The sequence below is a fragment of the Pseudomonas sp. LBUM1651 genome, from assembly GCF_059716135.1.
Window position 1 is genome coordinate 908,277 of sequence record NZ_CP166805.1, and the last position, 14,549, is coordinate 922,825.

The window sequence follows — 14,549 nt, forward strand, 5'->3', positions numbered from 1 at the left end:
TTCAGGGCCTCATCGCGAGCAGGCTCGCTCCCACAGGGGAATGCATTCCAAATGTGGGAGCGAGCCTGCTCGCGATGGCGGTAGACCTGGCAACGGAATGCCGGCGGCTTACTCTGGCTTCTGGTAGGTATCAATCACTTCCTGCGCCGCCCGGAATGCATCGATCGCCGCCGGCACGCCCGCATACACCGCACAATGCAGCAACGCCTCGCGAATCTCTTCCACGGTGCAACCGTTGTTCAGCGCACCGCGCACGTGGCCTTTCAATTCCTGCGGGCACTTCAGCGCGGTCAGCGCGGCGAGGGTGATCAGGCTGCGGGTTTTCAGCGGCAGACCTTCGCGATTCCACACGCTGCCCCAGGCGTGTTCGTTGACGAAATCCTGCAACGGCTGGGTGAACTCGGTGGCATTGCCCAACGCGCGGTCGACGAAGGCGTCGCCCATCACTTGGCGGCGGACTTCAACGCCGGGCTTTTTATTGTCGGTCATGGCAATTCCCTCTTGTGGTGTTGGCGACGCCAGGCGCGCAGCGACGTGAACAACAGAAACGCCACCAGCGCCGGCAGGACGAAAAACAGCATCAGGTGTTCAAGCTTGCCCGCCAGCGGCATGCCGGTGGTGAACGACACCACGTGCAGACCGTACGCCAGGTACAAACCCAGAAACAGCAGACCTTCGGCGCGGGTCACCCGATAACCGGAATAGAACATCGGCAAGCACAGCGCCGCGACGCCGAGCATCACCGGCAAGTCGAAATCCAGCGCGTTGGGCGAAACCGACAACGGTGACGGCGCGATCAGTGCGGTAACGCCCAGCACGCCCAGAAGGTTGAACAGGTTGCTGCCGATCACGTTGCCTACGGCGATGTCGCGCTGACCACGCAAGGCAGCGATCAACGAAGTGGCCAGCTCCGGCAGGGAGGTGCTGACGGCGACGATGGTCAGGCCGATGATCCGTTCCGACAGTCCCAGGTCAGTGGCGACCGATACCGCGGCGACCAACAGCAAGTGCCCGGCGTACACCAGCATCGCGAGGCCGACGACGATCATCAGCAGGCTGGTGAGCCACGGAGCTTCAGGGCCTTCGTGGGAGGTCGATTGCGGACGGACCGAGTGCCGTGACTGTCGCAGCAACAAGCCCAGATACAGCGCCAACGCCGTCAGCAGCATCACGCCATCGACCCGGGTCAGTTCTTTATTCCACGCCAGCACGAACACCAGCAGGCTGGCACCGATCATCAGCGGAATGTCGAGGCGCACCAGTTCCCGCGAAACCCGCAGCGGGATAATCAGCGCCGAGAGCCCCAGGGTGACGAGGATGTTGAAGATGCTACTGCCAATCACGCTGCCGACGGCGATGTCGGCGTTCTGCGCCAATGTGGCTTGCAGGCTGACCGCCATCTGCGGCGCGCTGCTGCCGAGGGCGACGATGGTCAGGCCGATGATCAGCGGTCGCACATGCAGTCGCGCGGCCAGGCGCACGGCGGCGCGCACCATCAGTTCGGCGCCGGCGATCAGCAGAACCAGGCCGCTGAGCAGTTCAATCATGCTGAGCAGGGGTATGTCGGCGAGTCCGAAAATGGTCGGGGCTCCGTCAGTCAGTCGAGGGCTTGCACGCGAACCCGTGCGGTGCCGCTTTTGAGCATGCCCAGTTGCTCGGCGGCTTCATGCGACAAGTCGATCAGGCGCCCGCGAGTGTGCGGCCCGCGGTCATTGATACGCACCACGCAGGATTTGTCGTTCTTCAGATTGGTGACCTTCACCCGCGTACCAAAGGGTAGTTGGCGGTGGGCGGCGGTCAGGGAATTCTTGTCGAAACGTTCACCGCTGGCGGTGCGTTTGCCCTGGTGTCTGGCGCCGTAGTAGGACGCCACGCCTGACTGGTCGTAGCCGTGTGGATCGACGACATCGGTGCTGGCGCAACCGGCGAGCAGAGAGAGTAGGGCGCAAAGGCTGAGCAGACGCTTCATTCAAGGTTTCCCGAAAACAAATGTGGGAGCCAGCCTGCTGGCGATCGCGGAGTGTCAGACACGGGTATGTTGAATGTCAGACCGCTATCGCCAGCAGGCTGGCTCCCACAAGGGGCGGAGCCAGATTTGAGGGCTGGCTCCATTCTCATCAGCCTTCGAGCTTGCTTTTCAGCAGTTCGTTGACCTGTTGCGGGTTGGCCTTGCCTTTGGAGGCTTTCATGGCCTGGCCGACGAAGAAGCCGAACATCTTGCCGCGTTTGGCTTCGTCTGCCGCGCGGTATTGCTCGACCTGCTCGGCGTTGGCCGCGAGCATTTCGTCCAGCACCGCCGAGATCGCGCCGCTGTCGGTCACCTGCTTGAGGCCGCGCTTGTCGATGATCTCGTCCGCGCTGCCTTCGCCGTTGGCCATGGCTTCGAACACCACTTTGGCGATCTTGCCGGAGATGGTGTTGTCCTTGATGCGCAACAGCATGCCGCCCAGTTGCTCGGCCGAAACCGGCGACTGCTCGATGTCCAGGCCCTGTTTGTTCAGCAGGCTGCCCAGTTCAACCATGACCCAGTTGGCCGCCAGTTTGGCGTCGCCGCCAATGCTCGCGACTTTCTCGAAGTAATCGGCTTGCTCGCGGCTGGTGGCCAGGACGCTGGCGTCGTAGACCGACAGACCGAACTGCTCCTGGAAACGCTCGCGTTTCTGCGGTGGCAGTTCCGGCAATGTTGCGCGCACGTCATTGAGGAACGAGTCCTCGATGACCACCGGCAGCAGGTCCGGATCGGGGAAGTAACGGTAGTCGTTGGCTTCCTCTTTGCTGCGCATCGGACGGGTTTCGTCCTTGTTCGGATCGTACAGGCGGGTCTGCTGGATCACCTTGCCGCCGTCTTCGATCAGTTCGATCTGACGCTGCACTTCGCTGTTGATCGCCTTCTCGATGAAGCGGAACGAGTTGACGTTCTTGATCTCGCAGCGGGTGCCATATTCAACCTGGCCCTTCGGACGGATCGACACGTTGCAGTCGCAACGTAGCGAACCTTCGGCCATGTTGCCGTCGCAGATGCCCAGGTAACGCACCAGCGCGTGGATGGTCTTGACGTAGGCCACGGCTTCCTTGGCACTGCGCATGTCCGGCTCTGAGACGATTTCCAGCAGCGGCGTGCCGGCACGGTTCAGGTCGATGCCGGTGGCGCCGTTGAACTCTTCATGCAGGCTTTTACCGGCGTCTTCTTCAAGGTGCGCGCGCGTCACGCCGACACGTTTGATCGTGCCGTCGTCCAGCGCGATGTCCAGGTGGCCCTTGCCAACGATCGGCAATTCCATCTGGCTGATCTGGTAGCCCTTCGGCAGGTCCGGGTAGAAATAGTTTTTACGGGCGAACACGTTGTGCTGGCCGATCTCGGCATCGATCGCCAGACCGAACATCACCGCCATGCGCACCGCTTCCTGGTTCAGCACCGGCAATACGCCGGGCATACCGAGATCAACCAGGCTGGCCTGGGTGTTCGGCTCGGAACCGAAGGTGGTGGAACTACCGGAAAAGATTTTCGACCGGGTGGTGAGCTGGGTATGAATCTCCAGCCCGATCACGACTTCCCATTGCATGTGTTTCTCCTCAGAAGCCGGTTGGGGTGCGGGTGTGCCAGTCAGTGTTCAGCTGATACTGGTGCGCAACGTTGAGCAAGCGGCCTTCCTGGAAATACGGGGCGAGCAGTTGCACGCCGACCGGCAGACCGTCGACAAAACCTGCCGGCATGGACAGGCCCGGCAGACCGGCGAGGTTGGCGGTGATGGTGTAGACGTCTTCCAGGTATGCAGCGACCGGGTCGCTGTTCTTGGCGCCGAGCTTCCAGGCCGGGTTCGGTGTGGTCGGGCCGAGGATGATGTCGACCTCGTTGAAGGCGGCCATGAAGTCGTTCTTGATCAAGCGACGAATCTTCTGCGCCTTCAGGTAGTAGGCGTCGTAGTAGCCGGCGGACAGCGCGTAGGCGCCGACCATGATCCGGCGCTGCACTTCCGCACCGAAACCTTCGCCACGGGAACGCTTGTACAGATCTTCCAGGTTTTTCGGGTCTTCGCAGCGATGGCCGAAACGCACGCCGTCGAAACGCGACAGGTTGGAAGAGGCTTCTGCCGGGGCGATCACGTAGTACGCAGGAATCGCGTGCTGCATGTTCGGCAGGCTGATTTCCTTAATCACGGCGCCGAGCTTTTTCAGCTCTTCGACACTGGCCATGACCAGGTCGGCGATGCGCGGGTCCAGGCCAGCGCTGAAGTATTCCTTCGGCACGCCGATGCGCAGGCCTTGCAGCGAACCGTTGAGGCTGGCGCTGTAATCAGGCACGGGTTCGTCGATGCTGGTGGAATCCTGCGGATCGAAACCGGCCATGCCTTGCAGCAGGATCGCGCAGTCTTCGGCCGTGCGGGCCAACGGGCCGCCCTGATCGAGGCTGGAGGCGTAAGCGATCATGCCCCAGCGCGAAACACGACCGTACGTCGGTTTCAGGCCGGTGAGGTTGGTCAGTGCAGCGGGCTGACGGATCGAGCCGCCGGTATCGGTGCCGGTAGCCGCCGGCAACAGGCGCGCCGCGACCGCCGCAGCGGAACCGCCGGACGAACCACCCGGAACGTGTTCCAGGTTCCACGGGTTTTTCACCGCGCCGTAGTAGCTCGACTCGTTGGCCGAACCCATGGCGAATTCGTCCATGTTGGTCTTGCCCAGCGTCACCGCGCCGGCTGCCGCCAGTTTGGCAACCACGGTGGCGTCGTACGGTGCTTTAAAATTGTCGAGCATCTTCGAGCCGCAGCTGGTGCGGATGCCCTGGGTGCAGAACAGGTCTTTATGGGCGATCGGCGCGCCGAGCAGGGCGCCGCTCTCACCATTGGCCCGGCGTGCGTCAGCGGCTTTCGCCTGCTGGAGCGCCAGGTCTTCGGTGAGGCTGATGAAGCTGTTGAGCTGAGGATCGAGCTGGGCGATGCGCGCCAGCAGGGTTTTGGTCAGCTCTTCGGAAGAAAACTTTTTATCGGCGAGTCCGCGGGCGATCTCGGCCAGAGTCAATTGATGCATTGCAGGCTCTTTCCCTTTAGTCGATGACTTTCGGAACCAGATACAGGCCGTTTTCGACCGCTGGTGCGATGGACTGGTAGGCCTCGCGATGATTGGTCTCGGTCACGACGTCTGCACGCAGGCGCTGGCTGGCTTCCAGTGGGTGGGCCAGCGGCTCGATACCGTCGGTATTGACCGCCTGCATTTCGTCGACCAGACCCAGAATGCTGTTCAGGGCCGAAGTAATATGTGGAAGATCAGCATCATCGAGGCCAAGGCAGGCCAGATGAGCGATTTTTTCCACGTCGGAGCGTTCAAGCGCCATTGCGATTCTCCAGTGGAAAACAGAACGGACGGCGTCCGTGTGTTAGATTGTCTGAACACTACCGCATTTCTACGGTCATAAGGCCGCGATTGTGGGGGTTGGTGCACAGAAAAGCGGCCAATTTAACATATTGGCGCCTTGCCCAAAATCCCTGTCGTTGTTAGAGTTTGCCGCACTTTTTTACCCACGCGTTGCCTAGGGTCCCTTTCCCATGTTCAAGAAACTGCGTGGCATGTTTTCCAGCGATCTTTCCATTGACCTGGGCACTGCCAACACCCTTATTTACGTGCGCGAGCGCGGCATCGTCCTGAATGAGCCATCGGTTGTGGCTATTCGGACACACGGTAACCAGAAAAGTGTCGTTGCTGTCGGCACCGAGGCCAAGCGCATGCTCGGCCGTACGCCGGGCAACATCGCGGCCATTCGTCCGATGAAGGACGGCGTCATTGCCGACTTCAGCGTCTGCGAAAAGATGCTGCAATACTTTATCAACAAGGTTCACGAAAACAGCTTCCTGCAGCCGAGCCCTCGTGTGCTGATCTGCGTTCCGTGCAAATCCACTCAGGTTGAGCGTCGAGCCATCCGTGAATCGGCCCTTGGTGCCGGCGCACGTGAAGTGTTCCTGATCGAAGAGCCAATGGCTGCTGCGATCGGTGCCGGCCTGCCGGTTGAAGAAGCCCGCGGCTCGATGGTCGTCGATATCGGTGGTGGTACCACTGAAATCGCACTGATCTCCCTGAACGGTGTGGTTTACGCCGAATCCGTACGGGTTGGCGGCGACCGCTTCGACGAAGCGATCATCACCTACGTGCGTCGCAACTACGGCAGCCTGATCGGCGAATCCACTGCCGAGCGCATCAAGCAGGAAATCGGTACTGCCTACCCGGGCGGCGAAGTTCGTGAAGTCGACGTTCGTGGCCGTAACCTGGCCGAAGGCGTTCCACGTGCATTCACCCTGAACTCCAATGAAGTGCTGGAAGCTCTGCAAGAGTCCCTGGCCACCATCGTTCAGGCTGTGAAAAGTGCGCTGGAGCAATCGCCTCCGGAGCTGGCTTCCGATATCGCCGAGCGTGGCCTGGTACTGACCGGTGGTGGCGCCTTGCTGCGTGACCTCGACAAGTTGCTGGCCCAGGAAACCGGTCTGCCGGTGATCGTTGCCGAAGACCCGCTGACCTGCGTTGCTCGCGGCGGTGGCCGTGCATTGGAAATGATGGATAAACACACCATGGACCTGCTGTCGAGCGAGTGATCTCGCCCGATGCATCTATGCTGTTGAGCGCGCAGGCGGCACTTTGCAGTGCTGCCTGTTTGCGTTTACCTTCTGTCAGTCTGTATCCAGGCCGGTCTGCCGTATGAATAAAGAAAAAATTTGCCTGGGAGGAGCGGCTTATTAAACCGCTTTTCACCAAAGGGCCTTCACTGGGCGTGCGCTTGTTGGTGCTGGTCGTGCTATCGGTCGCACTGATGGTGGTCGATGCCCGCTTCACACTGCTCAAGCCAGTGCGTAGCCAGATGTCGCTGGTGCTGATGCAGTCTTACTGGATCACCGACCTGCCGCAGCGGCTATGGCAAGGTGTGGCCAGCCAGTTTGGCAGCCGTACCGAGCTGGTCGCCGAAAACGAAAAACTCAAGACCGAAAACCTGCTGCTGCAGGGGCGCATGCAAAAGCTTGCCGCCCTCACCGAGCAGAACGTTCGGCTGCGCGAGTTGCTCAATTCCTCCGCGCTGGTCAACGAGAAGGTCGAAGTGGCCGAGTTGATCGGCATGGACCCCAATCCCTTCACCCATCGCATCATCATCAATAAAGGTGAGCGCGACGGTGTGGTCCTCGGTCAGCCGGTGCTCGATGCCCGCGGCCTGATGGGCCAGGTGGTCGAGTTGATGCCGTACACCTCCCGTGTGCTGCTGCTGACCGACACCACCCACAGCATTCCGGTGCAGGTGAACCGTAACGGTCTGCGGGCGATTGCCAGCGGCACCGGCAACCCTGAACGCCTGGAATTGCGTCACGTTGCCGACACGGCGGATATCAAGGAAGGCGATCTGCTGGTCAGCTCCGGCCTTGGCCAGCGGTTCCCGGCGGGTTACCCGGTGGCAACGGTCAAGGAAGTGATTCACGATTCCGGCCAGCCGTTCGCCATTGTCCGCGCCGTGCCGACGGCCGCCTTGAATCGCAGTCGTTACTTGCTGCTGGTGTTCAGCGACACCCGTACGCCGGAAGAGCGCGCAAACGATGCTGCTCAGGCCCAGGAAAACCTGGATGCGCAGGGCGGCGGGCCAATCATTCCCGCGACCGTGCCGAAACCTGTCGGCGTGATTGCCCCGGCTGCCGCTGCTGTCCCCGTCGTTCCCGTCGTCGCGCCTGCGGCTGCAACTCCGGCCAAGCCTGCTGCCACAACCCCGGCCAAACCCGCCGCCGCACATCCCGCCGCCGCCAAGCCGCCCGCGACGACTCCGGCCGCCAAACCACCGGCGACGCAACCCGCTGTCGTGAAGCCTGCTGCCAAACCGCCTGTCTCCGCGCCGGCCACCCCAGAGGGAAGAGAATAATGGTCGGTGCTACCGCCTCCCGAAACGGCTGGATGGTCTGGCTGACATTCGCCATCGGCATGCTGCTCAGCGTTTCGCCGCTGCCGCAATTCATGGAAATCCTTCGTCCGCTCTGGCTCGCCTTGCTGCTGGCGTTCTGGGCGTTGGCCCTGCCGCAGAAAATCGGCATGGTCACCGCGTGGTGCCTGGGCCTGGCCGAAGACGTGCTCTACGGCACGTTGCTGGGCCAGAACGCGTTGATCCTGACCCTCATCACTTTCCTGGTGCTGTCGCTGCAACAGCGGCTGCGGATGTTCCCGATGTGGCAACAGAGTCTGGTGATCCTGGTGATCTTCGGCCTCGCGCAGCTCGTTCAACTCTGGCTCAGCGCCCTGACCGGCAACCGTCAGCCAACGCTGGCGCTGGTCTTGCCGGCACTGGTCAGCGCGTTGCTCTGGCCGTGGATCAGCTTCGGTTTGCGCGGTCTGCGTCGACGTTACAAAATCAACTGATTCGGTCAGGCATTTGCCCATACCTCGACAGGGAGATGTCTTGATGAAACGTGTTTACCTCGCCTCAGGCTCGCCGCGTCGGCGTGAACTGCTCACGCAGATCGGCGTGCCGTTCTCCGTCATCAGCGCGGACATCGACGAAAGCCCTTTGAATCATGAATCGCCGTCGGCCTATGTCGAGCGCCTCGCGCGCGGCAAGGCTGAAGCCGGGCGTGGCACGGTCGTGTCCGACGCAGCATTCTGCGTGCTGGGCGCCGACACCGCCGTGGTGCTCAACGGGAAAATTCTCGGCAAACCGGTGGACGAAGCCGATGCGTGCGCCATGCTTATGATGCTGGCCGGTCGAGAGCACGAAGTGCTGACCGCCATTGCCGTGCTTGACGGTGAACGTTGCGAGTCACGGGTTGTGCGCAGCCTGGTACGTTTTCGCCCCATCAGCATCGATGAAGCGGCGGCCTACTGGGCCAGTGGCGAACCTCGGGACAAGGCCGGTGGCTATGGCATTCAAGGACTGGGCGCGGTGTTTGTCGCCGGGCTCAATGGCAGCTACTCGGCGGTGGTCGGACTGCCGCTGTGCGAAACCGCTGAGCTGCTCGGCCATTTCGGCATACCCTGTTGGCAAACCCTTAACGCGCGCTGAGCGTCGTACTGACAAGATGCGGCCATTATCGTGAACATGCCTGAACGAGACCCTGCCATGAGTGAAGAGATCCTGATCAACATCACGCCGATGGAATCGCGCGTGGCGGTGGTTGAAAACGGTGTCCTGCAAGAGGTCCACGTCGAGCGCACGCAAAAGCGCGGGATCGTCGGCAACATTTATAAAGGCAAAGTCGTGCGGGTATTGCCGGGGATGCAGGCGGCCTTCGTCGACATCGGCCTGGATCGCGCCGCGTTCATTCATGCTTCGGAAATTTCCCTGCGCGAAGGCCCTGCGGTCGAGAGCATCAGCGCGCTGGTTCACGAAGGCCAGAGCCTGGTGGTGCAAGTCACCAAGGACCCGATCGGTTCCAAAGGCGCACGCCTGACCACGCAACTGTCGATTCCTTCGCGTTATCTGGTGTACATGCCGCGCACCGCGCATGTCGGCATTTCCCTGAAGATCGAAGACGAAGCAGAGCGTGATCGCCTCAAGCAAGTGGTCACCGATTGCGTGGCCAAAGAAGGCATCAAGGAGGCTGGCGGCTTCATCCTGCGTACCGCCGCCGAAGGGGCCGGGGCCGATGAAATTCTCATGGACATCCGCTACCTGCGCAGGCTCTGGGATCAGATCAACGAGCAGATCAAAACCATCAGCGCGCCGAGTGTGATCTACGAAGACCTCGGCCTGGCGCTGCGCACCTTGCGCGATCTGGTGAGCCCGAAGATCGAGAAGATCCGCATCGACTCCCGGGAAACCTTCCAGAAAACCACGCAGTTCGTTGCCGAACTGATGCCGGAAATTGCTGATCGTCTGGAGCATTACCCGGGCGAGCGGCCGATTTTCGACCTGTACGGCGTCGAAGATGAAATCCAGAAAGCCCTCGAACGCAAAGTCCCGCTGAAGTCCGGCGGTTACCTGGTGGTTGATCCGGCTGAAGCCATGAGCACCATCGACGTCAACACCGGGGCGTTCGTCGGCCATCGCAACCTTGAAGAAACCATTTTCAAGACCAACCTCGAAGCCGCGACTGCCATCGCTCGCCAGCTGCGCCTGCGCAACCTGGGCGGGATCATCATCATCGACTTCATCGACATGGAAGACGAAGAGCACCAGCGTCAGGTGCTGCGCACGCTTGAGAAACAACTGGAGCGCGATCACGCCAAGACCAACATCATCGGCATCACCGAGTTGGGCCTGGTGCAGATGACTCGCAAGCGCACCCGCGAAAGTCTCGAACAGGTGTTGTGCGAGCCCTGCAGCAGCTGCCAGGGCCGCGGCAAGCTCAAGACGCCGGAAACCGTTTGCTACGAAATCTTCCGCGAAATTCTCCGTGAGGCTCGTGCCTATCAGGCGGAAGGCTATCGTGTATTGGCGAACCAGAAAGTCGTCGATCGCCTGCTGGATGAAGAGTCGGGCAACGTCGCCGAGCTCGAAGGTTTTATCGGACGCACCATTCGGTTCCAGGTGGAAACCATGTACTCCCAGGAACAATACGACGTGGTGCTGCTCTGAATCGCTGTGCTTCACCCCCACTAGAACGGCTGGCCTCAGCTTTTTGCAGTATTTTTGCCATGGGAGCCAACTGACATGGAGCGTCTGACACGCATTTTGGCCGCACTGACCCGCTGGGGTCTGGGCCTGTGCGCGTTGGCTTTGGTGCTGATGGCGCTTTACGTCAGTCTCGGCCGCGAACTGACGCCGCTGGTGGCTGAGTATCGGGCCGAAGTCGAAGCCAAAGCCGGCGCTGCCCTGGGCATGCCGCTGCACATCGGTGAACTGGAAGGTAACTGGCGCGGCTTCGCGCCGATTCTGCTGGCTCACGACGTGATGGTCGGCGAGGGCGCCAACACCCTGCGCCTGGATCAGGTACGTGCGGTGCCGGATCTGTGGGCCAGTCTGCTGGCGCGTGAAGTGCGCATCGCCCACCTTGAACTCAATGGTTTGAAGATCAGCCTCAAGGAAGGCGCGGACGGTCATTGGGCGCTGGAAGGCTTGCCGGTGCAGCAGGATCAGCCGCTGGACCCGGAACAGTTGCTCAATCGCCTGCAAATGGTCCAGCAACTGTCGGTGCTCGACAGCCAGGTCACCTTGCAACCGCTGGACCATCCGCCACTGACCTTGACCTACGTTGGCCTGAACCTGAAAACCGGCGTCTCCCGGCAGCGACTCGACGCGCGGCTGACCCTGCCCGACGGTCAGCCAGTGGCCATGAGCCTGCGCACTCGCATTCGCGCCAGCCAGTGGAAGGACGGCGAAGCGGAGGCTTACGTGAGCCTGCCGCAAAGCGACTGGTCGAAATGGCTACCTGAACGCCTGACCCGGCAGTGGAATTTTTCCGAGATCAAGGCCGGTGGCGAGCTGTGGGTCAACTGGAGCAAAGGCGCGCTGCAAAGCGCCGCGATCCGCTTGAACGCGCCGCAGATCAAGGGCGCCTACGCCGAGCGCAAGCCGATCCAGATCAACAACCTGGCGCTCAACAGCTATTTCCAGCGCAGTGCCGAAGGCTTTCTGGTGACGGTGGACTCGCTGTCCATGAACTTCGGCGAGACCCGCTGGGAATCGCGCCTGCAACTCAAACAAAGCCTGGCCACCGACAAGACCGAAGAACTCTGGCACCTGCAAGCCGACCGCCTCGACCTCACTCCGCTCACACCGCTGCTGAATGCCTTGGGGCCATTGCCTGAAGGCGTCGCCACCGCCGTGGAGCGGCTCAAGGTGACCGGTGGTTTGCGCAACGTGCTGGTCGACTTCCGGCCCAACGCTACCGACGACAGCAAGGTCAGCTTCGCCGCCAACCTCGACCAGATCGGCTTTGACGCCTACCACGGCGCCCCTGCAGCGCGAAATGTCAGCGGCAGCATCAGCGGTGACCTCGGTCACGGCGAACTGCGAATGGACAGCAAGGATTTTGTCCTGCACCTCGACCCGATTTTCGCCAAGCCATGGCAATACATTCAGGCCAACGCCCGGCTGACCTGGAAGCTTGATAAAGAAGGCTTCACCCTGATCGCCCCGTACCTGAAAGTGCTGGGCGAGGAGGGCAAGATTGCCGGGGACTTCCTGATCCGCCTGCATTTCGATCATACCCAGGAAGACTACATGGACCTGCGGGTCGGCCTGGTCGATGGCGACGGCAAATACACCGCGAAGTACCTGCCGCAAGTGCTCAGCCCGGCGCTGGACGAATGGCTGCGTACGGCCATTCTCAAAGGCGCGGTAGATCAGGGATTCTTCCAGTATCAGGGCTCGCTGAATCATGGTGCCGCCGACACTGCTCGCAGCATCAGCCTGTTCTTCAAGGTTCACGATGCCGAACTGGCGTTCCAGCCGGGTTGGCCGCATGTCAGCAAGGTCAGTGGCGATGTGTTCATCGAAGACAGTGGCGTGCGAATTCTGGCCAGCAAAGGCCAGTTGCTCGACACACAAGTCAGCGACATCTACGTCAATATTCCCCACGCACCCGCCGGGCAAAACCCACACCTGCTGCTCGATGGCGCTTTCGCCGGCGGGTTGGGTGATGGCCTGAAAATCCTCCAGGAAGCGCCGATCGGCACCGCCGCCACCTTCGCCGGATGGGAAGGCGAGGGTGATCTGCAGGGCAAGCTGAAACTCGATATTCCGCTGGTCAAAGGCGAACAGCCGAAGATCCTCGTCGACTTCAAGACCGCCAAGGCGCGCTTGAAACTCGCCGAACCCGCCCTTGAGCTGACCCAGCTGAAGGGAGATTTCCGCTTCGACAGCACCAAGGGGTTGAGCGGGCAGAACATCACCGCTCGCGCCTTTGACAAACCGGTCACTGCGCAGATTTTCGCCGACGGCAGCCCGGGCAACATCAAGACCCGTGTCAACGCCTCGGGCCAGGTCGAGGTGAAGAAGCTCACCGACTGGTTGAGCGTTACCCAGCCGTTGCCGGTGTCCGGCCTGATCCCTTATCAGTTGCAACTGAACCTGGATGGCCCCGACAGCCAGTTGATGGTCAATTCGAACCTCAAAGGCGTGGCGGTGGATTTGCCGGCGCCGTTCGGCATGGCGGCCGACGTCGGACGCGATACGACCTTCCGCATGACCCTGCAAGGGCCGGAGCGGCGTTACTGGGTCAAATACGGCGAGCTTGCAAATTTCACGTTCGCAGCACCGCCCGGCAATTTTGCCGACGGTCGCGGCGAATTGTTCCTCGGTGGCGGCGACGCCGTGTTGCCCGGTGCCAAAGGCCTGCGGGTGCGCGGCGTGTTGTCGGAGCTGGATGTCGGCCCGTGGAAAGACCTGGTGGACAAGTATGCCGGCCAGGATCCGGGTGGCAGCGCCAAGCAGTTGCTCAGCAGCGCCGACTTCAAGGTCGGCAAGCTCAGCGGCATCGGTACCACCCTGGATCAGGCTTCGATGCAGTTGAACCGTAAACCGACGGCGTGGGCGTTGCAGCTCGACAGCCAGCAGGTCAAGGGCAGCGCCGCTATCCCTGACGCGAAAGCCGCGCCGATTGCGATCAATCTGCAATACGTGCGTTTGCCGGCGCCGGACCCGACGGTCCTGGCCGATGAAAACTCGCCGGATCCACTGGCCACCGTTGATCCGACAAAAATCCCGGCGCTGGATGTCACCATCAATCAACTGTTCCAGGGGCAGGATCTGGTGGGGGGCTGGTCGCTGAAAGTGCGTCCGACCGCCAAGGGCATTGCGCTCAATACGCTGGACCTGGGCCTCAAGGGCATTCTGTTGCAGGGCAGCGGCGGCTGGGAAGGTGTGCCCGGTGCATCCAACAGTTGGTTCAAGGGTCGGGTCAGCGGCAAGAACCTCGCGGATGTGCTGAAAGGCTGGGGCTTTGCGCCCAGTGTCACCAGTGAAGAATTTCACATGGATGTCGATGGTCGCTGGCCCGGTTCACCGGCGTGGCTGGCCACCAAGCGTTTCTCCGGCACCCTCGATGCGTCGCTGAACAAAGGCCAGTTCGTTGAAGTCGAGGGCGGCGCCCAGGCGTTGCGGGTATTTGGCCTGCTCAACTTCAACTCCATCGGCCGGCGCTTGCGTCTGGACTTCTCCGACTTGTTTGGCAAAGGTCTGAGTTACGATCGAGTCAAGGGGCTGCTGGACGCAAAGAACGGGGTTTACGACACTCGTGAACCGATCGTGCTGACCGGCCCGTCGAGTAATCTGGAACTCAATGGCAAGCTGGATCTGGTGAACGATCAGGTCGATGCGAAACTGCTGGTGACCTTGCCGGTGACCAACAACCTGCCGATTGCCGCGCTGATCGTCGGCGCACCCGCCATCGGCGGCGCGTTGTTCCTGATCGACAAACTGATCGGTGACCGCGTGGCGCGCTTCGCCAGCGTGAAGTACACCGTCAAAGGCCCGTGGAAAGAGCCGAAAATCACCTTCGACAAACCTTTTTGAAACGCCATCCTTCGGACCGATGGAGTAGCATGGCCAAAGTGACGTTCCCCCTGTAGGAGCGAGGCTTGCCCGCGAACCGACGCACCGCGGTGTGTCAGGAACGACGCCTTCGCGGGCAAGCCTCGCTCCTACGGGTATGTGTTGA

General features: G+C 61.3%; 12 protein-coding genes. 6 read left to right on the forward strand and 6 right to left on the reverse strand.

The features are described from left to right. Positions 1–108 precede the first annotated feature (108 nt). From ACA066_RS04095 to gatC, 6 genes are all read right to left on the reverse strand, one after another. A complete protein-coding gene (locus ACA066_RS04095; protein ID WP_109627965.1) occupies positions 109–489 on the reverse strand; it encodes a carboxymuconolactone decarboxylase family protein in 381 nt (126 codons plus the stop codon). Next, positions 486–1,547, reverse strand: a complete 1,062-nt coding sequence (locus ACA066_RS04100; RefSeq protein WP_497698229.1) for a calcium/sodium antiporter — start codon at positions 1,545–1,547, stop codon at positions 486–488. The genes ACA066_RS04095 and ACA066_RS04100 overlap by 4 nt, the downstream gene beginning before the upstream one ends. Positions 1,548–1,597: 50 nt before the next feature. Beyond that, positions 1,598–1,969: a septal ring lytic transglycosylase RlpA family protein gene (locus ACA066_RS04105; protein WP_497698230.1), complete on the reverse strand. Its 372-nt coding sequence runs from the start codon at positions 1,967–1,969 to the stop codon at positions 1,598–1,600. A 148-nt stretch (positions 1,970–2,117) separates the two neighbouring features. Beyond that, positions 2,118–3,563 (reverse strand): Asp-tRNA(Asn)/Glu-tRNA(Gln) amidotransferase subunit GatB, encoded by a 1,446-nt coding sequence (gatB, locus tag ACA066_RS04110; protein ID WP_497698231.1) that lies wholly within the window; start codon positions 3,561–3,563, stop codon positions 2,118–2,120. Between the two features lie 10 nt (positions 3,564–3,573). Then, the gene (gatA, locus tag ACA066_RS04115; protein WP_497698232.1) at positions 3,574–5,025 is read right to left on the reverse strand and encodes an Asp-tRNA(Asn)/Glu-tRNA(Gln) amidotransferase subunit GatA; all 1,452 of its coding nucleotides are present in this window, start codon (positions 5,023–5,025) and stop codon (positions 3,574–3,576) included. Positions 5,026–5,041: 16 nt separating this feature from the next. After that, positions 5,042–5,329 (reverse strand): Asp-tRNA(Asn)/Glu-tRNA(Gln) amidotransferase subunit GatC, encoded by a 288-nt coding sequence (gene gatC / locus ACA066_RS04120; protein ID WP_007941222.1) that lies wholly within the window; start codon positions 5,327–5,329, stop codon positions 5,042–5,044. 211 nt (positions 5,330–5,540) lie between these two features. Here gatC and mreB point away from each other — a divergent pair, with 211 nt between their 5' ends. From mreB to ACA066_RS04150, 6 genes are all read left to right on the forward strand, one after another. After that, entirely contained in the window at positions 5,541–6,578 is a 1,038-nt protein-coding gene (gene mreB / locus ACA066_RS04125) for a rod shape-determining protein MreB (protein WP_002555108.1), read from the forward strand. Positions 6,579–6,718: 140 nt separating this feature from the next. Then, positions 6,719–7,879, forward strand: a complete 1,161-nt coding sequence (gene mreC, locus ACA066_RS04130) for a rod shape-determining protein MreC (RefSeq protein WP_497699805.1) — start codon at positions 6,719–6,721, stop codon at positions 7,877–7,879. Beyond that, on the forward strand, positions 7,879–8,370 hold the full coding sequence (gene mreD, locus ACA066_RS04135; protein WP_497698233.1) for a rod shape-determining protein MreD: 492 nt from the start codon (positions 7,879–7,881) through the stop codon (positions 8,368–8,370). The genes mreC and mreD overlap by 1 nt, the downstream gene beginning before the upstream one ends. Positions 8,371–8,413: 43 nt before the next feature. Continuing rightward, positions 8,414–9,010 (forward strand): Maf family protein, encoded by a 597-nt coding sequence (locus ACA066_RS04140; RefSeq protein WP_497698234.1) that lies wholly within the window; start codon positions 8,414–8,416, stop codon positions 9,008–9,010. Positions 9,011–9,067: 57 nt separating this feature from the next. Further along, positions 9,068–10,525 carry a ribonuclease G gene (gene rng / locus ACA066_RS04145; protein WP_282375071.1) on the forward strand — a complete coding sequence of 486 codons (1,458 nt, stop codon included), beginning with the start codon at positions 9,068–9,070 and terminating at the stop codon, positions 10,523–10,525. Between the two features lie 75 nt (positions 10,526–10,600). Then, positions 10,601–14,404: a YhdP family protein gene (locus tag ACA066_RS04150; protein WP_497698235.1), complete on the forward strand. Its 3,804-nt coding sequence runs from the start codon at positions 10,601–10,603 to the stop codon at positions 14,402–14,404. Positions 14,405–14,549: the final 145 nt, after the last annotated feature.